The following is a 23,812-nucleotide window of genomic DNA, read 5'->3' as shown; positions in this document are numbered from 1 at the left end:
GATGAAGCTTTCACGGCGGGAAACACTTGCCTCGATGGTCGCCATGGCAGGAGCGATCGGCCTTGGCCGCGATGCAGCCTGGGCGCATGAGCATGGTTCCGGATTACATCATGCCGCCAAATCCAAGGGAATGCGTTTTGGTTCCGCAGTGAGCGCTGGCAACGAACAATCGGGATCATATCGCAATCCGCAATATGCCAAATTGCTGCAGCGCGACTGCGGCATGCTGGTCGCGGAAAATGAGATGAAGTGGCAAGCTTTGCGCCCCGGACCTGATGCGTTCAACTTCGGACCTTTTGACGCCATTGTCGCCTTTGCGGAGAAAAACGCTCTCGCCATACGCGGCCATACATTGCTCTGGCACCGGCCGCAGTGGCAACCTGCATGGCTGGAAGCTTATGACTTTGGCGCCACTCCGGTCCGCGAAGCCGAGCGGTTGTTGACCACCCATATCAAGACCGTGACCGACCGTTATCGCGGCAAGATCCTCAGCTATGATGTGGTCAACGAAACGGTGCTGGAAGATTCCACCTTGGCGCAAACTGCCTTGTCGCGCGCCATCGGCGGCACAGAGACATTGGTCGACCTCGCATTTCACACAGCCCGCGAACAGCTGCCCGACGCAGAGCTTGTCTATAATGACTATATGAGCTGGGAGCCCGGCAATGAAAAACATCGCGCCGGTGTTCTGAAGCTGCTGGAAGGATTTAAAAAGCGCAACGTCCCTGTCGATGCCCTGGGCGTCCAGTCGCATATCCGGATCGATACTTATGATCCGTCTACCGGCACCGGTCCAAAGCAGGAGCGTGAATGGCGCCAGTTTATCGATGAGGTCACCGCCATGGGATATCATCTGCTGATGACCGAGTTCGACGTCAACGATCAGGCCTTGCCCGCAGATATCGCTTCACGCGATCAATCGGTCGCCGCCTATGCCAAGGGCTATCTTGATCTCATGTTCAGCTATCCCCAATTGAAAGATGTGCTGGCTTGGGGGCTGTGCGACAATTATTCCTGGCTTCAGCAGTTTCAACCGACGCGCACCGACGGCCAGCCGAAAAGGCCCTGCCCTTATGATAGCGAATTCAAGTCCAAGCCCTTGCATACGGTACTTGCCCAGGCCTTCGCATCGGCGCCCGCGCGATAAAACAATAAGCGGCAACGACATTGCGGGAGGCGCGTATGCGTTTTGAGCCCTCCCCCTCTTCGCAATTGGATATTCTGAAGATCGGGCAGGAAGAAGCAGCCCTCGTCCAAGTCGACAACGTGCTTCAGGACCCGTCGGCTCTGGTCCGCTATGCCGCGAACGAAGCCGAGTTTATTGGCGTAGACAGCAATCTTTATCCCGGTATTCGGGCACCCATGCCGCTCGATTATGTCGAGGGTGTGGTTCGCGCGCTTGATCCTGTCATCCGCAACACCTACCGCATTGACGGCGCAAAACTGGCGAAAGCAGAGTGCTTTTTCTCTATCTTAACAACCGCGCCAAGCGATCTTCAGCCGCTGCAGAAGGTCCCGCATATTGATACGACGGACAGTCTGCACTTCGCGGTCGTCCACTATCTATACGCTGCACAACTGGGTGGCACCGCCTTTTACAGGCAAGACAAAACCGGTTATGAATCCGTTGGTCCAGAGCGTGCTGCGCGTTGGATAGATGTGCGCGATGCAATGCTGGCGCAAATGCCGGAAATGTCGGGCTACATGGCACCTTCAACTCCCGGCTATACGCAAACCGCGCATATCGAGGCACGCTTCGACCGGCTCATTCTCTACAGGAGCAATATGCTTCACTCAGGTGTCATACCTGCAGACGTTCCGCTGGACCCTGATCCACGCTTCGGCCGTCTTACGGCCAACCTGTTCATCGCCTACCGCCGCCCATAAAAAAAGTGCCGCCGCCTTTTGCAAGGCGACGGCTCAGGGAGGATGAACTCAGATTCCGTTAGAAGTTGAAGCGGACAATCGCGGTATAGCGACGGTCATTGATGTACCAACCGCGCGGTACAAGACGGATTTCTCCATTCTGATCTTCGACCGCCGCAGATGTTTTCGTGACCGAGTTGAGCAAGTTAACGCCCTGGATGCCGACCTTGATGTTATCCGTTACGGACCAGGTCAGCGACGCATCCAATTGTCCGTAAGACTCTTGGAAAATCGGATCAAAGGGCGTGATCACGTCGCGCAGCGTCAAGAGATAACGAGACCGCCAGTTGTACGATGCACGAGCCGACACAGGCCCGATATCGATAAAGGGCGTGATGTTAAACTGATGCTTCGACAAGCCTTGCAGCGGGAAGGACGAGCCGCCGATGGTCGGCTGCCGGCCGGCTGCCACGTCGGGATCGGTTGCGGACAACGTGCTCTGCGGCACACCCTTGCTCTTCACATAGGTATAGTTCGCCTGGATCCCCAAGCCCTTCAGGAAGCCGGGCAGGAAGTCATATACCTGCTGATAGGAAAGCTCGAGCCCCCGGATTGTACCCACACGATCGGAGTTAACCGGTGACGTGATAACCGCCGAATATGTCGAGCCATTGTTGCTCAAGTCGGTCCGCACGATGTCGTTGGTCAAAACCCCATAGAGGCGCTTTGCAAAAACCGATGCGGTCAACTGGCCCACTTGCGAGAAATACCATTCCGCCGTGAAGTCGAAATTGTCCGACGTCGTTGGCTTCAACAAGGGATTTCCTGCCACGAAGTTGCTTTGGAAGCGGGCACCAGCAGTGTTTATCGCACCTGTCGGACTTACAGTTGGCACAATCGCCGAACCATCAGGGTTCGTATTGGTAATTGTGTCCAGATTCACAGGGAAATAGTTACGTACATATCCAAATTCCGGTGGAGCCACACCCTTGAAGTAAGCAGCGCGCAGTTGCAGGCCACCATTCAGCTCGAGCTTCGCATTGAAGCTTGGCAGAACATATTCGTAATCCAACTGCACGGTGCTCGGAACAAGCGCGCCATTCAGGAAATTACGTGCTTGCTGCCGCTCCGCGGGCGTAATTGCGCAGAACGCGCTGATGGAGGCGGGCTGGCCACTGAGCTGCGCAGCGGCGGTTGCCGATGCCAGCTGCGTCGCACAGGACGCGTCATCCACAAATCCGGATACACCGAACTCACGGAAACCTTGGGAATCCCGCTTGGTCTTGGAATAACGCACGCCGATGTTGCCCGAAAGCTTCGCGCCGCCGTCAAATTCGTGACCATAACGCAGCATCACATAAGCCGCAGTATTTGTCTCGCTCTGGTCGTTGATTTCACCGGGGCGATAGGGCGTACCGGCTATGACACCGGGACGGGTCGCCAGTGACGTCCAACCACCACCACCGCCTGTTTGCGGTCCAGCCTTCCATTCATTGACAATGTTGTTGGCATAGGCCGCATAGCCTTCATAATCCTTGACGGTGTTTCCAGCGTAAAACAACCGGCACGATCCATTGAGCGGGTTTTGTACGGCACCGCGGAAGAAGCCATCGAAGCAGAATTCTTCATAACCCTGCGGAGGCGTACCGCCGGTTCCACCCTGAATACCGTCGACATTCTCATCGAGCCACACAGGGCCACGGTTGCCCCACTGTTCACTGAGCACACCCCAGTTATAAACAGAGAACCGGGCCGTTTGATCACGATCAGCATAGCGACCGCCAACCCGAAGCGCTTTAAAGAACCCATCTTCGGGGAATGTCAGCTCGCCATCGATGCGAAGGGCATCACTGTTTCCGTCACTGTCTTCAAAATGGTCCATCGCAGACCGGTAGAAGCTGTTGAATGGATCGGAGAAACTTTGATGCGTCCCGGTGTAATAGGCGGGGAACTCGTCATCATCATTGAAGAATACCGTTCCACCGGCACTCCCCGGGGTTCCGGGACAAGGAACGACCGTACAATTCTGCGGTGCTTGGAATGCCACGGTCGGGAATTTAGATCCGTTCAATTGAATGGAGGCATCCTGATAGGTCGAAATCCAGAGCGTGTTGTCACGCACCTTCACGAATGAATCGACATGCTGATAATCGACATTCAACGCAAAATTGTCGGTGACGTCCCATTTGAAGTTGAACGCATAGTCGGATGTCACAGCACGGTTTTCATTGTCGCGCCGGATGTTGTTCGACTGCAAGCCCAAAATAGGCGTCCGCAACAAACCGTCATTCTGACGGTCATCGCGCCAACCCGTCGGGCCAGTGATAACGCCGCTGGAGAACAGGCCGCTATCGTCAAACTCGATAGAAGTTCCGGCTACAGCACGGGAGTCGCCGTTGCTCGCCACATTGTCGGTGGCGATTTCCATGGTCCGTTCGGTCCATGCCTGGCGCGCATCTGAACGGAGGAACTGGAATGTCGCCTCCATATTGCCGTCATTGCTGCGCCATTGCGCCGCAGCTGCATAGCCATAACGTTCACGGTCAAATTCCTGGGTTCCCAAGACCGCACCGCGCGGGAAAATGCCGCTGCCTGTTTGGGTCGCGCCCGTAAACGGAACAACATCGGTCCGCGTCCCATTGGAGTAAATCGGCCGAACCCGGAAGCTTGAAACTTGGAAGCGGTCTGCGCGCGAGAACAATTGCGAATAAGACACACTGGCAAGCAGACCAATTTCACCGATGCCTGTGTCCCAAGTGTTGCTGAGGACAAGAGCGCCTGTGGGCGATTCCTTTTTGGCGAAATCGCCATAATTCAATTCGAGCGAACCGGCGATGACCAGTCCTTTTTTGTCAAAAGGCAGACGGGTACGCAGATTCACAACACCCGCGATGCCGCCTTCAACACGGTCGGCAGAGGGGCTTTTGAAAACGTCCACACCGCCGAGCAACTCGGAAGGAACGTCGGCAAAGCCAAGAGCGCGGCCATTATTGGCCGTAAACGCCTCACGACCATTGAATTCGGAGCGGACATAGGTGAGGCCGCGGACAACAACGCCGGAACCTTCGACCGAGAAGTGGTCGGGATCGACGCCTGCTGCAAAGCGGTTGATCGAGATACCTGGGATACGCTGCAGGGTTTCGGTAACCGAACGGTCGGGCAATGCGCCGATATCTTCAGCCGTCACCGAGTCGACGATCGTATCCGCGTTCTTCTTGCGGGATTGAGCGCTCTGGAGCGACTCGCGGAAACCGGTAACAACGATCGCTTCTTCCGTCGCATCACTTTGCGGTGCAGTTTCGGATGCATCCTGCGCCAAGGCGGGCATAGAAGCCATTGTAGCAAAAAGCGCGAGCCCGGAGGCGCCAGCGCGAAGCGTCGCACGTAAATTTATGTCAGACGACAAATGTTGTGCCGCAGCAGCAGAATTCCCAATCATGAACCTCTCCCAATTCCTTGCGCCGTGTTTACGGTAGCGCTACCATTATGGTGCGCAATTCTAACGGTAGCGCTACCATTATTTTTGGAGTAGTGCATATTTATCGCTTTCGCAAGAATGAAAATGCTTCATCTTGCAGATTACGAAGAACAAGAAAATCGGGGAGGTTCTGGGTTGATATGCCAAATCGGCCAATCGAAAACATTGTCATAGTAGGCGGGGGAACTGCCGGCTGGATGACGGCTGCGGCGCTTTCCCATATGCTTTCCGGGCAGAAATACGCGATTCATCTGGTCGAATCGGAAGAGATCGGCACCGTCGGTGTTGGCGAAGCTACCGTTCCTCACATCCGATTTTTCAACCAAAAGCTCGGCTTCGACGAAGCAGATTTTATGGCCAAGACCAAGGCCACGTTCAAATTGGGGATCGAATTTTGCAATTGGGCCCGTGCAGGCGATTCCTATATCCATCCTTTCGGAGCCTTTGGCGAAAGCATTGGGGGAGTCGCCTTCCACCAGCACTGGGCGCGCATGCAACGAGCATCTGGCGGCCATCCTATTGAAGACTATTCCTTACCGGTGATGGCGGCGCGCGCATGTCGCTTCGCCTATCCTGCCGAGGATCCCGATTCGCTGCTGTCGACCTATTCCTATGCCTTCCAGTTTGATGCGGGTCTTTATGCCAAATATCTGCGCGCTTATGCCGAAGAACGCGGCGTGAAGCGCCATGAAGGTAAAATCATCGACGTCGCACTCGAATCCGAGAGTGGATTTGTCCAATCGGTGCAGATGGATAATGGCACATCACTATCTGCCGATCTTTTTGTCGATTGCTCGGGTTTTCGTGGCTTGCTGATCGAAGGCGCATTGCAGAGCGGATATGAAAACTGGCAACATTGGTTGCCGTGCGACCGCGCCGTCGCGGTACCCTGCGCAACCGCCGGTCCTTTGACACCCTATACACGGGCAACCGCCCAAGATGCCGGCTGGATCTGGCGCATCCCATTACAGCATCGCGTCGGCAACGGACATGTATATTGCAGCAACTATATTTCGGACGATGTGGCAGCAGCCACATTAGTGGATCAACTGGAAAGCGCGCCATTGGCCAAATTGAACCAGTTGCGCTTCGTCACCGGAAAGCGTCGCAAACAATGGTCAAAAAATGTCGTCGCCATAGGTTTATCCGCCGGATTTCTGGAGCCTTTGGAATCCACCAGCATCCACCTGATCCAGCTTGCTATCGGCCGATTGCTTGAATTTTTCCCGGATCAGAGCTGGGATCCTGCGCTGGCGTCGGAATATAACCGGTTGATGGATCTGGAATATGAGCGCGTTCGTGATTTCCTGATCCTGCATTATCATGCGACCGAACGCGACGACACGCCGTTCTGGAATTATGTGCGGACGATGCCGATCCCGGACTCCCTTACGCATAAGATCAATATGTTTCGCGAGCGTGGTGTCGTCGTGAATTACCGGGACGGCATGTTTCTCGATGCTAGCTGGATCGCCGTTTATCTCGGCCAGCGCGTAATCCCGCAAAACAATGATCCGCTGGGAGAGGCTATTCCGGAAGCAGACTTGCAGGCCAAATTCGATCGCCTGCGATCCGATTGCCACATTGCGGCTCAAGGGTTGGCAACCCATGCTGATTTTATCCGGCAGATTGGCGCCCATGCCCATTGAGAGAATTGTGATTGTTGGCGGCGGGGTGGCAGCATGGCTGGCCGCTTTAACGCTGGCCGCGAAAACCAGCTGTGCGGTCATTTTGGTCGACTCAGGCGGTATTGATGATTCCCTCGGCCTTCCCGTCGCGATTGAAGCCTCGCTTCCGTCGGTTGCCGAACTGCATGCGCGTCTCGACATTGATGAAGACCATATGGTGGCGCACACGGGGAGCAGTTACGGCCTCGGGAGAGCGTTGAGCAATTGGAGGGCAGCCGGTGCCGTTGCCTTTCATCCCTATGGCGAGGTGGGTGCCAATCTGGGACCTGTGGCATTTCATCATCTGATGGCGCGCATGAGGGCGGATGGAGCAACGATAAATCTTGCCAACTATTCTGTAGGGGCCCTCTGCGCGCAGACGGGGCGTTTTGCACCTTACAAGGGCGATGGCCGTTCGGTTTTGTCGACCATGGCGCATGGCCTTCATCTCCATGTCGATGGTTATCGGCACTATCTCCAGAATGCCGCGAAGCAGAGGGGCGTATCGGTCATCGAGGGCGACCTGGAAGACGTTCATTTCGATACCAAGGACCGGATAGGCTCGGTTCGGCTATCTTCGGGCCAAGTTGTAGAAGGCGATTTCTTCCTGGACTGCAGCGGTCAGGCCCGCCTTTTGGCCAGTCACATGCCGGGCTATGCATTTGAAGACTGGAGTGCGTGGCTCCCCCATAACCACATGCGGGTTTCGGTCACACCCTCCAATTCCCCCCCTCCCCTTTATGCACATATCGAAGCGCATGAAGACGGGTGGCAGCGTTTTCTTTCCTGCCAGGATCGGGTCGAAGAGCTTGTTATCAGCCGCGGCGCGGGATCGGGCACGGCCGGATCCTACACCTTCACCAACGGCCGCATTGCCACGCCTTGGGCGGGAAATTGTCTGGCGATCGGGGGTGCCGCCGCGGTCATCGAGCCTGTCGCGTCGACCCAGTTACATCTGGTCGCCACCGCCCTGTCCCGCCTGCTCGACCTTTTCCCGCACAGCCTGGAATCTTCGGTGGAGGCGTCCGAGTATAATCGGCAAACAATCGAGCAACTCGAAAACGCGCGCGATTACGCGATACTTCATTTTGTGCAGAAGGATGCCTCCGCTCCTCCGGTTCCCGAACGTCTTGCACACCGCCTTTCTGCCTATGAAGCAAGCGGCAGGGTGGCTTTATATGACGAAGAGTCATTCGAAACATGGGACTGGATCGCGCTTTTCGAAGCATTAGACATCCGGCCCCGGCGCTATGATGTCGTCGCAAATGGCATCGCTCGCGACGCGATTGCAGCGCATTTCGAGCGGGTGCGCTCGGTCATGCTGAAAGCGGTCTCATCCCTGCCACAGCAGCAATCCTATCTGCAATCGCTAAAGGCCATTGCAGCATGAGCGGAGCAGGTCCCGTCCGGAAAGTCGTCATAGCAGGTGGCGGAACCGCAGGCTGGATGGCGGCCGCGGCGTTTTCAAAAATGCTGCCCATGCAGGAAAGCTCCATCACGCTCGTCGAGTCCGACGAGATTGGTATCGTCGGTGTTGGCGAGGCAACCATCCCCCCCATCAAAACCTTCAACGCGATGCTGGGCATTGATGAGAATGCATTTGTTGCCGCGACTAAGGGCTCGTTCAAGCTGGGTATCGAATTTGACGGCTGGCAACGTGAAGGAGAAGCCTATCTCCATCCCTTCGGCCCCTACGGTCATGACATCAATGGCATCAAGTTTCACCACTTCTGGCTGAAACTTCAAAAGCTCGGTTTTGCCGTACCGCTGAACGAGTTCAATATGTCTGCTGTGGCCGCGCGCCATTACCGGTTTGACCGGCCGGAACATATCCCGGGACCCGCCGGGCCAGCGCTGGACTATTCCTATCATTTCGATGCCGGACTCTACGCAAATTTCTTGCGCTCCTATGCCGAAGAACGCGGCGTCGTTCGCCGTGAAGGCAAGATCGAACAGGTCCAGCAAAATTCCACCAACGGTTTTATCTCCGCCCTGGTGCTGGACGACGGCACGCATATTGAGGGCGAACTCTTCATCGACTGCACCGGATTTCGCGCGCTCCTGATCGAACAATGCCTGCAAACGGGGTATGAAGACTGGACCCACTGGCTTCCATGCGACCGGGCGCTTGCAGTCCCGACCGCACGAACCGAGCCTTTGCTGCCCTACACCCGTTCGTCCTCCCGCGCGGCCGGATGGCAGTGGCGCATACCGCTCCAGCACCGCACGGGTAACGGTCTGGTATATTGCAGCAGCCAGCTTTCGGACGACGCCGCAGCCGGGATCTTGATGGGGCATCTCGATTCAGAACCGCTTGCCCAACCAAGGCCGCTGAAGTTCGTAACCGGCCGCCGCAAGCTGGCGTGGAACAAAAACTGCGTGGCACTCGGATTGGCGGGCGGCTTTCTGGAGCCACTGGAATCCACGAGTATCCACCTGATCCAGGCGGGCATATCAAAGCTGCTCGCTCTATTTCCGGACAAGGATTTCAAAGCGCATGAGCGCGATGAGTATAACCGGCTGACCGCATCCCAATGGGAGCATATCCGCGATTTTCTGATTTTGCATTACAAGCTCAACGAACGGTCTGAACCGTTCTGGCGGCAATGTGCGGCGATGGAAATTCCCGATAGTTTGCGCCGCAAGATCGATCTTTTTGCCGGCCGTGGCCGCCTGTTCCGCTATGAGGACGAGTTGTTTACCGACACCAATTGGACCGCAGTCATGATCGGCCAGGGCCTGATCCCGACCGGATATGACCCGCTTGTCGATGCTGTCCCCGACGGTCCGATGAAGAAATTGCTCGCCGCTATGGGCCAGTCATTCCGGCAAGCTGCCGACAATATGCCGACGCATGCGGACTATATCATGCGCCATTGCAAGGGAGTTTGAAGTGACCGACAACCGCATTCGCAGCATAGCAATCGTGGGTGGTGGTACCGCCGGTTGGATGACGGCGTCCGCGCTCGCAAAAGTGCTGGGCCGTGACTATGCCAAAATCACATTGGTTGAATCCGACGCCATCGGCACCGTGGGCGTTGGCGAAGCGACCATCCCCCAGATCAACATCTTCAACCGGATGCTCGGCATCAGCGAAAATGATTTCGTGCGCCGTACCAAAGGCAGTTTCAAGCTGGGTATCCAGTTTGTCGACTGGGGCCGGAAAGGGCACACCTATTTCCACCCTTTCGGCAAATATGGTGTCGACATGGAAGGGGTTTCTTTCCACGCCTATTGGCAACGGCTTTATCAGGATGGTCTCGCACCCTGGATCGACGAATATTCCATTCAGGCGAAAGCGGCCGAATTTGGAAAGTTCATGCGGCCAATCGACGCTGGAAACTCGCCCTTGTCGCAGATTTCCTATGCCTTTCATTTCGATGCCGGACTCTATGCATTGTTCCTGCGCGAATATGCCGAAGCAGCGGGAGTGACACGGCGGGAGGGCAAGATCACGCGCGTTCTCCAGCATGGTGAAAGCGGTTTTATCGAAGCTGTTGAACTGGAAGATGGCGGCCGCATCGAGGCAGATCTGTTTATCGACTGTTCGGGCTTTCATGGATTGCTGATCGAAGGGGCGCTCAAATCCGGCTATGTCGACTGGTCAAAATATCTTCCCGCCAACCGCGCCATGGCGGTCCCCTGCTCTGGCGTCGAAGACATCACGCCCTACACCCGATCGACCGCACGCGATGCAGGTTGGCAGTGGCGCATCCCGCTGCAACACCGGATCGGCAATGGCTATGTCTATTGCAGCGACTTCATCAGCGACGAAGCCGTCCGCGAAACCCTGCTCGCCAATCTGGATGGCGAGCCGCTTGCCGAGCCCCGGATTATCAAATTCACCACCGGGCATCGAAAAAGACACTGGGTGAAGAATTGCGTGGCCATCGGCCTGGCTTCGGGATTCATGGAACCGCTGGAATCGACCAGTATCTGGATGATCCAAAGCGGCATTGCGCGTTTGCTGTCCAATTTTCCGGACCGCAGTTTCAACCCCGTCGACATCGACCGTTACAACCGCGTCATTACGACGGAAACCGAAGAAATCCGGGATTTCCTTGTGCTGCACTATAAGGCAACAGAACGTACCGACACGCCATTCTGGGACTATTGCCGCAATATGGAAGTGCCAGACCGTCTGGCGGAAAAGATTGCCGTTTTTGAAAATAGCGGCCGCTGCTTTCGCGAGAATGAGGAACTGTTCAACGATACCAGCTGGTTCGCGGTCATGACCGGCCAATTGATGAAGCCGCGCACCTTCGATCCCGTGGCGCAGCTTTTATCGCTCGAAGAAACGCAGTCCCGTTTGCACCAGATTCAGACGGCGGTGACGAACTCGGCCGAATATATGCCCAAGCATCGGGACTTCATCCGCGAAAACTGTGCTGCATAAAAAAAAAGCCCGCTGTCGAGGCGGGCCTTTTCTATTAATTGCGTGGAAGATCAGCCTTCCATCTGTTCCAATTCCTTCCCGGCTGTTTCCTTGATGAAGGCCTTCACGAGGAAAAAGCTGATCAAGGCGCAGGCCCCGTAGAAACTATAGCTGATGGCGAGGCCCAGGCTTGCCAGCATGATCGGGAACGCCTGGGTGATGGCATAGTTGGCACCCCATTGGGCGAGGCCGCAAACGGCCAGCGCGCTGCCGCGGATCTGGTTGGGGAACATTTCCCCCAACATGACCCACATGACCGGTCCCCAGCTGGCGTTGAAGAACATCACATACAGGTTGGCGGCGACCAGCGCGATCACGCCGTCACTATCCGAAAGTTGCAGCTTGCCTGCACCGTCGAGTGTACCGTTCGAAAAGGCGTAGGCCATCGCGAACAAGGTTACCGCCATGCCCAGCGAGCCGATGAGTAATAATGGCTTGCGGCCGATACGGTCCACAAAGGCTGCCGTAAAAAAGCAGATCGCAATCGACACGACACCCGAACCGATGTTGATCAGCAAGGACTGATCTTCAGTAAATCCGGCGGACTGCCACAATGTGGCTCCATAATAGAAAATCACGTTGATGCCGACGAGCTGCTGGAAAACCGCGAGCAACAATCCCGCCCATACGATCGGCCGGAATAAGGTTCCCGACGCCATGACGTCACCAAGCCGTGGGCGGTGATCTTCGTTAAAGCTTGCACGGATATCGGCGAGTTTGCTTTCGGAAGACCCCTGACCGAACAAACGGCCCAGAACCACCTTCGCCTCGGCATCGCGACCCTTGGACACCAGATAGCGCGGGCTTTCGGGTATGAAGAACAATGCCACCAGGAAGATTGCGGCTGGAATAGCCTGCATCCAGTACATCCAGCGCCACGCTTCATATCCGCCCCAGAATATCTCGGTCGATTTACCGGCGCTATGTGCGAGGGCATAATTCACGACAAACGCAGCCGTGAGGCCGGTGATGATCATGATCTGCTGGATCGTTGTCATACGTCCGCGAATATTGGCGGGTGCGACTTCCGATATATAGGCAGGTGAGAGGACGCTGGCTGCACCAACCGCCATACCGCCCATAAAACGGGCGAAAACAAAGATCAGCTGCTCATGGGCAAAACCCTGGATGATGGCCCCGATCAAAAACAATATAGCCGCCAGCATCATAACATTGCGGCGGCCCAACGCGTCGGCGAGACGGCCGGCGAGAAAAGAGCCTGCCATGCAACCCAGCAGCAAGGAACCGACGGTAAAGCCCAGTCCTTCATCGCTCAGTTGAAAGGCCGATTTCAGGCCATCCTGCGTGCCGTTGACCGCGCCGCTGTCATATCCAAATAATAAGCCGCCGATCGTCGCTACGGCGACAATTGCGACCACGAATGGCAGATTCGTCTGCTCTCCTGACTTTTCTGTCATCAAAAACCTCTCCCGATAGGCCGGCATATCATATCCGGCGGTTCCCAAGCGCGCTTTATGGTAGCGCTACCGCAATTGATGTGCAGTTAAACGCTGCTGGTGTCAATGGCGAGAACTTAGGACAGTTCGAAAATCCTGCCTAAATTTTATTTGGGCTCATAGCATTTTTGTGTCGTTCTTTTTATACTTATGTATTTCAGTATCTTATATATCAAACTAAAAAAATGTTAGCGCTACCTTTTTTCTCCTGATAACGGTTGCAGACAAGAGGGAGAGGGTTTGAGTCTATGTATTTGGGAATCGACATCGGCACGTCCGGCGTCAAAGCGGTATTGATGGATGAAGCCGGTACGGTTGTGGAAATTGCCACCGCTGCTTTGTCCGTCTCCCGTCCGCATGACCTCTGGTCGGAACAGGACCCGGCCGATTGGTGGGCCGCAACCAACAGCGCCGTCAGCGACCTCGACCTGAAAAAGCGGCATGCGGTGAAGGCCGTTGGCCTTTCGGGTCAAATGCATGGCGCGACCCTTTTGGGCAACGATGACAAGGCGTTGCGTCCGGCAATATTGTGGAATGACGGTCGCAGCGCGGACCAGTGCGCGGCTTTGGAAAGAGATGTTCCGGACCTGGGGCAGATCACGGGCAACCGTGCCATGCCCGGCTTTACTGCACCCAAATTGCAGTGGGTACGGGAAAATGAGCCCGAAATATTTGCACAAATCAAAACCGTCCTGTTGCCTAAGGATTATGTGCGGCTGCGTATGACGGGTGAACGCGCATCCGACATGTCGGACAGTGCCGGCACATTGTGGATGGATGTCGGCAAGCGCAATTGGTCCGATGTCATGCTGGAGGCAACGGCCCTCGATCGAAGCCATATGCCCAAATTATATGAGGGCAACGAAATAACGGGCCAATTGCGGGCAGAGCTCGCGGAGGCTTGGGGTATGGCCCGCGTTCCTGTTGTTGCTGGCGGCGGCGACAATGCGGCTGGTGCAGTCGGCGTTGGTGTCGTTCGGCCGGGCGATGCTTTTCTCTCTTTGGGCACATCGGGCGTGCTGTTTCTGGCAAATGGTGGCTACACCCCAAATCCAGCGGGTGGCGTGCACAGCTTTTGCCATGCCCTGCCCGGCCGTTGGCACCAGATGTCAGTCATATTGAGCGCTGCGAGTTGCGTCGACTGGGCTGTGCGTTTGTGTGGCTTGCCCGATGCAGGCACTTTGTTTGCGGCCATAGAGGCGCGCGGCGCGCCCGCTTCAACCGAAGTTTTCCTCCCCTATTTGTCCGGTGAGCGGACGCCGCATAACGACCCCAGCGCCAAAGGCGTGCTGTTCGGACTGACCCATGAAAGCGATGCTGCGGCAATCGGACAGGCGGTATTGGAGGGCGTCGCCTTCGCGTTTCGCGATGGTATGGACGCCCTTACCGACAGCGGCGCGCATATCGATAGCATCACCGTTATCGGGGGCGGCGCGAAATCCTACTATTGGGGCAAGATCCTCAGCTCTGTTTTAGGTCGGCCGCTCATTTATCGCGACGGCGGCGAAGTTGGCCCTGCCTATGGCGCTGCGCGCCTTGCGCAACTGGCCGATACAGGTTCCGCCATTGAAACAATTTGTGCCGCTCCTCCCATTTTGCACGTCGAAGAACCCGACGACCGATTGGGTGAGCTTTATGCCGAACGGATGCCGAAATTCCGTTCGCTTTACCAGAATCTGAAGACATCATTTTAGGAGAGACTACCATGGCAACCAGCTATTTTGCCGACATTGAACCTATCAAATTTGAAGGGATAGATTCGACCAATCCGCTCGCATATCGCTATTATGACAAGAACCGTGTGGTCATGGGTAAAACGATGGCCGAACATCTACGGATGGCGGTTTGCTATTGGCATACATTCTGCTGGGACGGATTCGATGTCTTTGGCGCAGGCACGTTCAACCGTCCCTGGCATGGTGGACCCATCGACCAGGCGCGTGCGGACCATAAGCTGGACGAAGCGTTCGAATTTTTCACCCGCCTCGGTTTGCCCTATTTCTGCTTCCACGACGTTGATGTGATGGCCCATGCCGAAACGATCGACGAACATGTGCGTAATTTCGCGGTCATCGTCGACAAGATCGAAGCCAAGATGGCCGCTACCGGCGTGAAGCTGCTTTGGGGCACCGCGAACATGTTCAGCCACCCCCGCTATATGGGTGGTGCATCGACGAATCCCGATCCCGACGTTTTCCGTTTCGCAGCGACGCAGGTGCGCCACTGTATCGAGGCAACGCATCGCTTGGGCGGTGCTAACTATGTGTTGTGGGGTGGTCGCGAAGGCTATGACTGTCTGCTCAATACAGACCTTAAGCAGGAAAAGGCTCAATTTGGGCGCTTCCTGCAAATGGTCGTCGAGCATAAGCACAAAATCGGTTTCAAGGGCGACATCCTGATCGAACCAAAACCGCATGAACCGACCAAGCATCAATATGATTTCGATGTCGAAACCATCTATGGCTTCCTTCTTGCCAACGGGTTGGAAAAAGAAGTCAAAATGAATATCGAAGCCAATCATGCGACCCTTTCGGGGCATAGCTTCGAACATGAAATCGCGAGCGCTATCAATCTTGGCATATTCGGTTCGATCGACATGAACCGCGGCGATCCACAAAATGGCTGGGACACGGACCAGTTCCCGAACGACATCCGGGAAATCACGACCGCCATGTATTATATCCTCAAAAATGGCGGCTTCCAAAATGGCGGCAACAATTTCGATGCGAAGGTCCGCCGCCAAAGCATTGATGCGGCTGACCTGTTTCACGGCCATATCGGTGGTATCGACATCCTGGCGCGCAGCTTGCTCAACGCTGCAGCAATGATTGAGGGCGGCGAACTGGATGCTGTCGTTACGGAACGTTATGCCGGCTGGCAGAGCGCAGATGCGCAAGCCATGCTTTCGGGGGCATCAAATCTGGAGGCGATTTCCGATGCGGCTGTGGCGGCAAAGATTGACCCCAAGCCACGCTCGGGCAAGCAAGAATATGTCGAAAATATCGTCAGCCGCTATATCTGATAGCGCTTAGGGACCGGTTAGCGGGGCTTAAACCCGACCGGTCCCAGCTTCGACCTTGGCAACTCGCCACGGGTGACGATCACTCTTTGAATAACAACGCCACGATCAACCGCCCAAATCCGGACGCGTATCGGGCCGGGCTCTTCCGCCCGATGCCGCGTTACAGCGATGCGGATATTGTCGGCCACCGCTTTGCTCCAGACATTGGCGTCACCTGCCATGAGATCGGCAATCACCGGCGGCCCATCATTGACCGAAACGGCATAGCGCAATCCCCCTTTGCCCAGAACATCGAGTGAAGGCGACGCGTAGACGGCCAGGCTAAAATCGCCCGCAGCACCCAAGGCAAGGTCATATTCCAGATAGGGCCCTGCACCCGGCGCAAAGGAATCGCCGGACTGTGGGAGGACAGTTACACTTCCCGACCAATGCCCCAGGTTCGCAATGGTGCGCCAAGCGGCCGCGCTGGCCGAGCCGGCCCGCGCAAATGACGGCGCGTCCATGACGATGAGCCCGTCTTTCTCTAGGAACATCTTCCGACCCGGCACGGGGCTCGCATCGGGTCCGCTGCGAACGTTCCGGTCCGGCCGCCACGATACCGGATCGGGCAACACATCCTGCTCGGGTTGTTGCCATCCGGTATAGCTGATGTGGGTCTGGCGCATCATGTCGTGCCACTTGCCCTCTTCCAGCCCCTCGTACCGGTCGCGAATGGCACGGTCATTTGCAAAAGCGCGCTCGGCATCGTCCATGCGGCCTTGCGCAACGGCGCGGTACATGTGGTGCAGGTTCGCCATGGCTTCGATGGGGTGATGCACCAATTGGTAGAAGGCGCTGCGATATTGCGGGGCGAGCTCTCCGGCGATTTTGCGGGCACGCTTGTCCATATCGCTATACTCCAGCGCAATCCGCTCCGCTTCGCCATCGTCGTCGGTGCGGTAATATTGCGCATCGATGAGTTCCGGCTTGCGCCGCGCATTGATCCGGCTGCTGTCGCGCAACAGCGCGGCGATATCTGCGGCATGGGATGCGCCAAATTGCTGCATCGCCCAGCGGCGATAATAATCGGGCAGCGCTTCCAACGGGATTTTATCCGGGTCCCACGCGAAATCCAGAAAGAAGCTGGTCGGCAGTTCCATCGGCTTGATATCCCCGACATTGACGATCCAGAGTGCGTCTGCCCCATGGGCGCGCGCCATGGACATTTGTTCCCAGACCCGTTCGATCTGCGTGTTGTTCAACCATTTATAGTTTCGCGGGTCGCCGACATAATCGAAATGATAATAGACGCCAAAGCCACCCGCGCGGCGCTCTCCGGCTTGTGGCAACCTGCGAATATTGCCCCAATTGTCATCCGCAAACAGCAGGAGGACATCATCCGGGACCTGCATCCCCTGATCATAATAGTCCTGAACCTCTTTGTATAAGGCCCACATTTGCGGCGTTTTTTCGGGCGGTAAGCCGGTCTCCTTGGCGATCAACGCCCTCTGATCCGCTACAATCTTCTCCAGCAAGTTGATGGCGGTTGTCTCTGACATGGGCTCATCGCCGTCGCCCCGCATGCCGATCGTCACCAAGCGGTCCTGGCCATTTGAGCGGGCAACGCCATCGCGCCAGAATGCTCTCAGATTTTCGCTATTGGTCGTATAATCCCACCGCCCCGCCTGCGCACGCTCCCACTCGACATGCGCGCGCATCATGGGTTCGTGGTGCGACGTGCCGAGGATGATCCCCATATCCTGAGCAAGTTGAGCACTCTGCTTGTCATCCTGCCAAAGCGACTTGCCCCACATGGCGGGCCACAGATAATTGGCCTTCGACCGCAGCAGCAGATCGAACACCTGTTCGTAAAATTGCGCGTTCACCCCGCCGAACCTTTTGCGCGCCCAATTGCCCAAGGCAGGCTCTTCATCGTTGATGAAGATGCCGCGATAGCGCACTTTCGGCGCGTCAATCCGCCGCCCGGCCGTCACATAGAGTTGGCGTTTCTTTGGAACAGGAACGTCGGCCCACCAATGCCAAGGCGATATCCCTATCCGCGACGACAGATCATAAACCCCGTAGATCGTCCCACGACGGTCGGCACCCGCAATCACAAGCGCGCGCGGAACGCCCACCATGGGAGCGTCCACGACCTGTTGGACAAATGCCTCCCACTTTCCATCCACATCTGAAATGTCCAGCTTGCCCGCTTTGACCAGCGCATCGATCGTCGCATTCCGGCCGAGCGTTCCGACCAAAATGGGCATCGGCCCCGCCTTTGGCGCACGGCTTGCCGAAACGCTTGAGATGTCCTTGCCCAAATTGGTGGCTGCCCGCTGGACCGCCGGATCATCCGAAGGATCGGTAATCACCTGCGCCGCGCGATCCCCTTCCAGCAGAAGGAATGCGTCAACCTCGTGGTTGGAAACGACTTCAACTTGTCGCGGAGGTTTCGCCTCAACTGTTCCGTGGAACAGCAAAAGCAAAACCACCAGCCAGCGGATCATCGCACGGCGATCTCAAACGGCCCTGCGGGCAAGCCGGCACCATCGTAGAGATTGCAGAGCGGTGCATCCCCCCAGCAATAACGAATGCGGTCCACATTGCCGTTATCCGGCGCATCGATTGCGACGCTGTCGCCTTGCACCGTTGCGCTGGCGAAGCGACAGGTGTCGGATCCCGCCCCACAGATTTCGAACGCAATCGGGGCCAGCGCACTGCGCGTTACAAGCTGCCCATCGATACCTTCAAACCGCACAACAATCTCTCCGCCCCTTCGAACGGCCGATACCGGGTTAGGACCATTGGCGGTCACCGCTTGCTTATAGATCTGGTGCCGGGCCAGTCGGGCCAGACGTTGCCCCACAATCTGCTTGTTGGGCGGGTGGATATCGTCATTTTCCCCCGCATCAATGATGACGGCCAACCCCGACAATTTGTCATCGCGCACCGCGAGACGCTGCGCTTCGCGCAGATCGGACCAGCCGGAGTTGGTGGGAGAAGAAACCGCCTGTCCAAAATTGGGCAGTTGGACGACCAGGAACGGCAATTGGGCATTCTGAAACTTTGCGCGCCAATCGGCCATCAACGTAGTGAGCAAAGCCCTGTAAGACTTCGGATTTCCGGCATTTGATTCCCCCTGGTACCAGAGCACCCCCCGCAATCCATAAGGTGCAAGCGGGTCTATCATGGCATTACCAATTGTTGTCAGGCCGCCAATGGCGAGCCAGGGTGCGCGGGGCGGGTCGCCTGCCCCCTTGGGTGCCTTGCGGAAGTGCCATCCATCGCCCAGCCTGATTTTCGAACCGTCCTTCAACTGCAGGTTGATGGCCTCTGCGGGTCCGAACATGCCACCCATGTCCCAGCCACTATAAATGTTCGTCACAATCTCATTCGGACCCGCTTTCAGCATGCCTGCAGGCAGGGTATAATCCCGGTTCGTTCCCCAGCCGAAGCTTTGGGCCAGAGGCTTGCCGTTCACCCATGTCATATCGATTTCGTCGATCTGCCCGAGATGAAGGATAGTCCCGGACTTTGCCTGATCGGGCGTCAGTGTGAAGGATTTGCGATACCAGAGCATCCCATTGTGCTGTGCAAGATCGCTGTCACCCCATTTTTTCCAATCACGCATCGGTAATGGAACGGCAGTCCATCCGGCGCGTTCTTTTTCGGCCCATGGTCCCGCATCTTGTGGGAAGCTGCCCTTCCACCATGTTTCCCAGCTTTTCCCGAAGCTAGCCTGGGCAAGCTTTTCATCGGTCGCGTAGGTGCGTAACATCGCGACCTCGGCATTTTTTCCAACCGCCGCCAAGCCATTTGCACCGATCCAGGATTCAATCGCAGAGCCACCCCATGACGCGCTGATAAGACCGATGGGAACGCCGACGTGCGGCTGCAAATCGCGGGCGAAATAATAGCATGTGGCCGAAAAATCGCCGGCATTATCGGGATTGGCCACCTTCCACGATCCGCCTTGTGGCAGTTCATTTACAGGAGCCGGCGAACTCGCCCTGGCGACAGTGTAAAGGCGGATTTGCGGATAATCGGCACGCCGGATTTCCGTTTCGGCATTCATGGATGCCTTCACTTGCATTTCCATATTGGACTGACCCGAACACAGAAAAACATCTCCGAAATGGATATCGCTCAGCTGCTGTGTTACCCCTGCGTCATTGCTGACGCTAAGCGTATAGGGACCGCCAGCTTTCATCGGCGACAATGGCACCCGCCATGCGCCCTTGGCATCAGCGCTGGTTCGGACCGAAGTTTCTCCAATGGTCACGATCACGGCTTCGGATGGCGCTGCAGTGCCCCAAATTTCTATTGCCTGGTCTCTTTGTAAAACCGCGTGATCTGTGAAAATGCTGTGCAGTGCGGGCTTTGCGATCGCGGATGGCGCTGATGCCGAAAAACAAATTGCAGCGCATATCGCCAAATGGCGTCGCTTCATGATCATTCGAAACCCTCTCTTCTCCGACTCTACTGGTAACGCTACCATCTTCGTTATTTGCTGTTAAGTGATTTCGGACAGGAGCAAGATGCGCACATGAAGACACACCCGAACTCGGTTCCGTTTCGCCACAATGTTACGAAGCACATTTTTGAAGACGAAATACTGACGCGTGGTGAACCTGTAATCCTGAAAGGCCTGGTGGCGGATTGGCCTATTGTGCAGGCCGCACAAAAGTCGCGAAGCGATCTCGGGAGCTATCTCAAACAGCATGATAGCGGCGTCGCTGTCGAAACCTTCGTCGGCCAACCCGAAATGCAGGGTCGCTATTTCTACAATCAGGACATGAACGGCTTTAACTATGACAAAGGCGAAACGACGCTTTCCCATATCGTCGATCAATTGCTGTTGACGGCAGAAGGTCCTCCTCCCCTGATGATCTATGCTGGTTCCGCACCTTCTGGCGCGACGATGCCGGACTTCAGCACCGAAAACCCCATGCCGCTCTTGAACGCAGAAATCGAACCCCGCTTATGGCTGGGCAACACATCCAGAGTTGCCGCGCATTATGACAATAGCCGCAACATCGCATGCTGCATCTCGGGCACTCGACGTTTTACCCTATTTCCACCTGAGCAGATTTCCAACTTATATGTGGGGCCGTTGGAGTTCACGATGGCAGGTCCACCTGCGAGCATGGTTGATTTTCATAATCCCGATTATGGGCGCTATCCGAAATTTCGCGACGCAGAAGCCGCAGCATTAACTGCCGATCTGGAACCCGGCGATGCCATCTATATTCCGTCGCTGTGGTGGCACCATGTAGAGGCAAATGGCCCCCTGAACATGCTCGCCAATTATTGGTGGATGCCCAAAGGCGCCGGTCCGGCGTTCGAAGCCGTCCTACTGGCGCTTATGACGATACGCGACCAGCCAGCGCCTGAGAAACAGGCTTGGCGATCCTTTTTCGAGCATTATGTTTTCAGCGAAGAGGCTGGACATGTCGCCGACCATCTGCCCAAAAAATGGCAAACCGTAACAGGCGCAAAAACCCCCGGCCGCGACGAGTTCATCTTGAACTTCATTCTAAGACAGTTCGCCAAGTGATTGTATCCACAGAGCAATTGATAACCACAGTAATTGGCCCTGCTTTTTAAACGTCAAGCCACCCACTGCGCGGGTAAATCGGAACAGTTACATCATCGGTGACTTTACGAAGACACAGACCCGGCAGATATTCGGGAATTTCCCGGCAACCGAAACGATCGGGTTTGGCCTATCAATCGCGTTTGAAAGAAATGGTATCGCCATCGATGTTGACGGTCTGAAATTGGGCCAAGGCATTTTGGCCGAGCAACGAAATGCCGATATCCGATTGGGGGATTGCTGCGCGCACATTGTGTAATGTGCTGCCGCCGACAGACAGTTGGTCGATCACGACCCATTTCACCTGAACTTTTCCGGATGCGGTTTTCAGATAGTCCCGATCCGACGTCTGCAGGGGCGAGATTTTCAGCTTATCGACATCCTTATGCCCCAGAACAACATGCGATGCTCCGGTGTCGACAAGGAAGGTCACGGTTCCTGCGTCGCCTGTACCGCGCACATAAAATAAGCCGTCGTTCGCGCGTAGAGCAATGGGTGCAGGGCCTGCGGCTTTATCGCTCATTCCGGTGGCATTTATGCTGTACGCCGTGCGCGCGTCATTTTCGCCTGACGTCTGGATAGCCAGATTCAGCGCGATTGCGACGGTAAGACCGAGACTGAATTGCATCAGATGCGTCATAGGACCGCAATAACGCGCCGGAATTGCGTTCGCGTTCTAATGCTTGGTTAACGGCCCTTAAACTGTCGGGCGCGCTGCCGTATTAAACTCTCTTTGTATTCGCGCGATATGACGGTTGTAAAAGATGCTGACCAAGGCAAGCAGCAGCGCGAGCAACGCCATTTGTCCAAGCTGAACGAAATAGCTTGCCTGAAGCGTCCGGCGATCCGGATATAATGTGTAATAGGGATCGCTGACTTTGATACCGGCACTGCGTAACATCGGACGGGTCGTTCCGGGCAACCCGCCTTTTACAAGAAGGCCCGACCAGGTCGTTCGTTGGCGGAGGCCGGGCAATTGCTTCACATCAACCGGCCCGAGGTCTACGAAAAAGCTGGCACCTTCCCGATTGAGTCCGGGCACTTGATACACCGCAAAAAATTTCCGGTGCTCGCCGATCCACCAGGATTGGCCAAAAGTGAACATCGTACCGACTTCGCCCCCGACCAGTCGTGCGGCCCCTTCGCGCAAGGGGACTGACGAATTTTCGGACACGGTCAAGGTCACCGGCTCACCCTCATCGTTCGGGAGGGCGAAGGTCACAAACAGCAGCGCGACCAGCAAAAGTCCGAACGCAACGGCGAAAACACCGCGTGCGGCATTCCGTATTTTAATGGCCCGCTCCAAACGCAGGTTTGCGGCACCCACGACATCCGGCTGACGACGGCGTCTCTTACGAATGAGCGTCAAAATCAGCAGCACAGGTAATACACCGATGGCCAACAGAAACAGAAAGCTCAAAAATGGAGCATAGGACCCGAACACCGAAATTTGCCATTCAGACACCCACGCGTAGAAACCTCTATAGCTATGGGCTTCAAACATCAGATAGCTGCCCACAAGCATGGACCAAAGCCACGCCAAGAGCGAATATCGATTAGGGCGCCAATTTAGCATGTTAAGGGTTTCGACCCAGCTTAGAGGCCGGAATGCACATGAGCAAAATGGCCCCGGGTTGCTTTGTTACGGTGTCTCAGCACCGATCCCAGCATGAAAAAGCCGAGAAGCAGCATCATCCATGTCGAAGGTTCGGGTACCGCAGGCACAAGACCGTCACCACCGCCGCCATTGCCGGAATCCGTGCCACCGGAACCGGTGTCGCCACCGCCGCCACCGGTGCCTCCTCCATCCGGAATGCCACCCGAAGCGAAGATGCCGGAAGGGTTACGGGCAAGTGAAGGAGGGGATGCCAATGCAAGCTCGGGCAGATTGTCGCCCAGTGCGAAAGCTTCCAGCGCGCCCGCACTTGTATCGAGCAACGGACCAAACAGACCATTTGTATTTGGTGTGAAAGTGGGTGCTATGCCGCCGCCATTTCCGTTCGCGGGCAGCACGGTGTCGCGCAATATTCTGCGCGCCTTGGGGCGGGAGAGCCGCGATGCCTGTGCAATTGGCGTGATATAGGGCTGTTCTTCAGCTTCTTCGGCAGCTTCGTCATCGGCGCTCAGGGTCGCAACAGCGGCCATAGCATTTGCAGCATTGCCCCCGATTTCCAATATCGACCGGTCTTCAAGGCGCGCAAAGCCCATGGTTATGAAAATCGCGGCAATCACAGCCGCTATCCATTTTTCCCGGCCTTCAATTCGGGACAATGCAGATTGGGAGGATGTCATCGCAGCGTCACCGCGCG

At 56.1% G+C, this 23,812-nt stretch carries 16 protein-coding genes; 9 read left to right on the top strand and 7 right to left on the bottom strand.

The annotated features are described in order from the left end of the window. Nucleotide 1 precedes the first annotated feature (1 nt). Both EUU25_RS16440 and EUU25_RS16435 read left to right on the top strand, forming a co-directional pair. On the top strand, nt 2–1,147 hold the full coding sequence (locus EUU25_RS16440) for an endo-1,4-beta-xylanase (protein WP_246162807.1): 1,146 nt from the start codon (nt 2–4) through the stop codon (nt 1,145–1,147). A 35-nt stretch (nt 1,148–1,182) separates the two neighbouring features. Beyond that, on the top strand, nt 1,183–1,887 hold the full coding sequence (locus EUU25_RS16435) for a DUF6445 family protein (RefSeq protein ID WP_158902922.1): 705 nt from the start codon (nt 1,183–1,185) through the stop codon (nt 1,885–1,887). Nucleotides 1,888–1,945: 58 nt separating this feature from the next. On the opposite strand, the gene EUU25_RS16430 is transcribed toward EUU25_RS16435, so the two are convergent. Further along, nucleotides 1,946–5,305 (bottom strand): TonB-dependent receptor, encoded by a 3,360-nt coding sequence (locus EUU25_RS16430; RefSeq protein WP_158902920.1) that lies wholly within the window; start codon nt 5,303–5,305, stop codon nt 1,946–1,948. 179 nt (nt 5,306–5,484) lie between these two features. Between EUU25_RS16430 and EUU25_RS16425 the strand changes: the two genes are divergently transcribed. The 4 genes from EUU25_RS16425 to EUU25_RS16410 are packed head-to-tail and all read left to right on the top strand — an operon-like array spanning nt 5,485 to nt 11,407. Beyond that, entirely contained in the window at nt 5,485–6,993 is a 1,509-nt protein-coding gene (locus tag EUU25_RS16425) for a tryptophan halogenase family protein (protein ID WP_158902918.1), read from the top strand. After that, on the top strand, nt 6,953–8,401 hold the full coding sequence (locus EUU25_RS16420) for a tryptophan 7-halogenase (RefSeq protein ID WP_158902916.1): 1,449 nt from the start codon (nt 6,953–6,955) through the stop codon (nt 8,399–8,401). Before EUU25_RS16425 ends, EUU25_RS16420 begins: the two co-directional genes overlap by 41 nt. After that, on the top strand, nt 8,398–9,903 hold the full coding sequence (locus EUU25_RS16415; protein WP_158902914.1) for a tryptophan halogenase family protein: 1,506 nt from the start codon (nt 8,398–8,400) through the stop codon (nt 9,901–9,903). Before EUU25_RS16420 ends, EUU25_RS16415 begins: the two co-directional genes overlap by 4 nt. Nucleotide 9,904: 1 nt before the next feature. Further along, nucleotides 9,905–11,407, top strand: a complete 1,503-nt coding sequence (locus EUU25_RS16410) for a tryptophan halogenase family protein (RefSeq protein ID WP_158902912.1) — start codon at nt 9,905–9,907, stop codon at nt 11,405–11,407. Nucleotides 11,408–11,457: 50 nt separating this feature from the next. Here the strand turns inward: EUU25_RS16410 and EUU25_RS16405 are convergent, their stop codons facing one another. Then, on the bottom strand, nt 11,458–12,864 hold the full coding sequence (locus EUU25_RS16405; RefSeq protein WP_158902910.1) for a sugar porter family MFS transporter: 1,407 nt from the start codon (nt 12,862–12,864) through the stop codon (nt 11,458–11,460). Between the two features lie 287 nt (nt 12,865–13,151). Here EUU25_RS16405 and xylB point away from each other — a divergent pair, with 287 nt between their 5' ends. Then, nucleotides 13,152–14,597, top strand: coding sequence for a xylulokinase (xylB, locus tag EUU25_RS16400; protein ID WP_158902908.1), 1,446 nt, complete (start codon nt 13,152–13,154; stop codon nt 14,595–14,597). An 11-nt stretch (nt 14,598–14,608) separates the two neighbouring features. Next, nucleotides 14,609–15,925, top strand: a complete 1,317-nt coding sequence (gene xylA / locus EUU25_RS16395; protein WP_158902906.1) for a xylose isomerase — start codon at nt 14,609–14,611, stop codon at nt 15,923–15,925. Nucleotides 15,926–15,942: 17 nt separating this feature from the next. Here xylA and EUU25_RS16390 read toward each other — a convergent pair whose 3' ends face one another. After that, a complete protein-coding gene (locus EUU25_RS16390) occupies nt 15,943–18,414 on the bottom strand; it encodes a glycosyl hydrolase 115 family protein (protein ID WP_158902904.1) in 2,472 nt (823 codons plus the stop codon). After that, complete coding sequence (locus EUU25_RS16385) at nt 18,411–20,189, bottom strand: sialate O-acetylesterase (protein WP_158902902.1); 1,779 nt, start codon at nt 20,187–20,189, stop codon at nt 18,411–18,413. Before EUU25_RS16385 ends, EUU25_RS16390 begins: the two co-directional genes overlap by 4 nt. A 264-nt stretch (nt 20,190–20,453) precedes the next feature. Here EUU25_RS16385 and EUU25_RS16380 point away from each other — a divergent pair, with 264 nt between their 5' ends. Beyond that, nucleotides 20,454–21,464, top strand: a complete 1,011-nt coding sequence (locus EUU25_RS16380) for a cupin-like domain-containing protein (RefSeq protein ID WP_158902900.1) — start codon at nt 20,454–20,456, stop codon at nt 21,462–21,464. A gap of 172 nt (nt 21,465–21,636) precedes the next feature. Here EUU25_RS16380 and EUU25_RS16375 read toward each other — a convergent pair whose 3' ends face one another. The 3 genes from EUU25_RS16375 to EUU25_RS16365 all read right to left on the bottom strand — a co-directional run bounded on the left by EUU25_RS16375 (nt 21,637) and on the right by EUU25_RS16365 (nt 23,795). After that, complete coding sequence (locus EUU25_RS16375; RefSeq protein WP_158902898.1) at nt 21,637–22,131, bottom strand: retropepsin-like aspartic protease family protein; 495 nt, start codon at nt 22,129–22,131, stop codon at nt 21,637–21,639. Nucleotides 22,132–22,200: 69 nt separating this feature from the next. Then, nucleotides 22,201–23,007, bottom strand: a complete 807-nt coding sequence (locus EUU25_RS16370) for a hypothetical protein (RefSeq protein ID WP_158902896.1) — start codon at nt 23,005–23,007, stop codon at nt 22,201–22,203. 92 nt (nt 23,008–23,099) lie between these two features. Continuing rightward, nucleotides 23,100–23,795 carry a PEPxxWA-CTERM sorting domain-containing protein gene (locus EUU25_RS16365; RefSeq protein ID WP_222848808.1) on the bottom strand — a complete coding sequence of 232 codons (696 nt, stop codon included), beginning with the start codon at nt 23,793–23,795 and terminating at the stop codon, nt 23,100–23,102. Nucleotides 23,796–23,812: the final 17 nt, after the last annotated feature.

This window comes from Sphingorhabdus lacus, assembly GCF_009768975.1.
Taxonomy (GTDB): Bacteria; Pseudomonadota; Alphaproteobacteria; order Sphingomonadales; family Sphingomonadaceae; genus Sphingorhabdus_B; species Sphingorhabdus_B lacus.
Note: the sequence above shows the minus strand (reverse complement) of the source record. Positions and strands in the feature narration are given on the sequence as shown.

Bases quoted from the DNA above. Each gene is read 5' to 3' on its own strand.
- EUU25_RS16440 (WP_246162807.1), top strand. From the start codon at position 2: ATGAAGCTTTCACGGCGGGAAACACTTGCCTCGATGGTCGCCATGGCA.
- EUU25_RS16435 (WP_158902922.1), top strand. From the start codon at position 1,183: ATGCGTTTTGAGCCCTCCCCCTCTTCGCAATTGGATATTCTGAAGATC.
- EUU25_RS16430 (WP_158902920.1), bottom strand. From the start codon at position 5,305: ATGATTGGGAATTCTGCTGCTGCGGCACAACATTTGTCGTCTGACATA.
- EUU25_RS16425 (WP_158902918.1), top strand. From the start codon at position 5,485: ATGCCAAATCGGCCAATCGAAAACATTGTCATAGTAGGCGGGGGAACT.
- EUU25_RS16420 (WP_158902916.1), top strand. From the start codon at position 6,953: ATGCTGATTTTATCCGGCAGATTGGCGCCCATGCCCATTGAGAGAATT.
- EUU25_RS16415 (WP_158902914.1), top strand. From the start codon at position 8,398: ATGAGCGGAGCAGGTCCCGTCCGGAAAGTCGTCATAGCAGGTGGCGGA.
- EUU25_RS16405 (WP_158902910.1), bottom strand. From the start codon at position 12,864: ATGACAGAAAAGTCAGGAGAGCAGACGAATCTGCCATTCGTGGTCGCA.
- xylB (WP_158902908.1), top strand. From the start codon at position 13,152: ATGTATTTGGGAATCGACATCGGCACGTCCGGCGTCAAAGCGGTATTG.
- xylA (WP_158902906.1), top strand. From the start codon at position 14,609: ATGGCAACCAGCTATTTTGCCGACATTGAACCTATCAAATTTGAAGGG.
- EUU25_RS16390 (WP_158902904.1), bottom strand. From the start codon at position 18,414: ATGATCCGCTGGCTGGTGGTTTTGCTTTTGCTGTTCCACGGAACAGTT.
- EUU25_RS16380 (WP_158902900.1), top strand. From the start codon at position 20,454: ATGAAGACACACCCGAACTCGGTTCCGTTTCGCCACAATGTTACGAAG.
- EUU25_RS16375 (WP_158902898.1), bottom strand. From the start codon at position 22,131: ATGCAATTCAGTCTCGGTCTTACCGTCGCAATCGCGCTGAATCTGGCT.
- EUU25_RS16370 (WP_158902896.1), bottom strand. From the start codon at position 23,007: ATGTTTGAAGCCCATAGCTATAGAGGTTTCTACGCGTGGGTGTCTGAA.
- EUU25_RS16365 (WP_222848808.1), bottom strand. From the start codon at position 23,795: ATGACATCCTCCCAATCTGCATTGTCCCGAATTGAAGGCCGGGAAAAA.